This window comes from Arthrobacter sp. ZBG10, assembly GCF_001238605.1.
In the GTDB taxonomy this organism is placed as follows: domain Bacteria; phylum Actinomycetota; class Actinomycetes; order Actinomycetales; family Micrococcaceae; genus Arthrobacter.
Window position 1 is genome coordinate 1 of the sequence record NZ_LFQH01000140.1, and the last position, 248, is coordinate 248.

Sequence of the window (248 nt, forward strand, 5' to 3'; positions counted from 1 at the left end):
TCCTTGGTCGCGGGGTCCTTACCGAAGAAGTGTTCCCGGACGAACCCGCCGGATTCGGCTTTGTAGGTCTGGTAGTCCCCGTCGGGGGTTTCGTTCATGATCTTCACGAGCGAACCGTCGGTGTCCTGGCCCAGGAGCTCGTCCCATTCCCGGCCCCAGACGACCTTGATGACGTTCCAGCCCGCGCCGCGGAAGAACGCTTCGAGTTCCTGCATGATCTTGCCGTTACCGCGGACCGGCCCGTCGAG

Annotated in this window: 1 protein-coding gene; it reads right to left on the bottom strand. The window is 63.3% G+C overall.

The genetic code is table 11. The features are described 5' to 3' along the window. On the bottom strand, nucleotides 1–248 hold a 248-nt coding region (locus ACU18_RS18920), incomplete at both ends, for a hypothetical protein (RefSeq protein ID WP_157407876.1).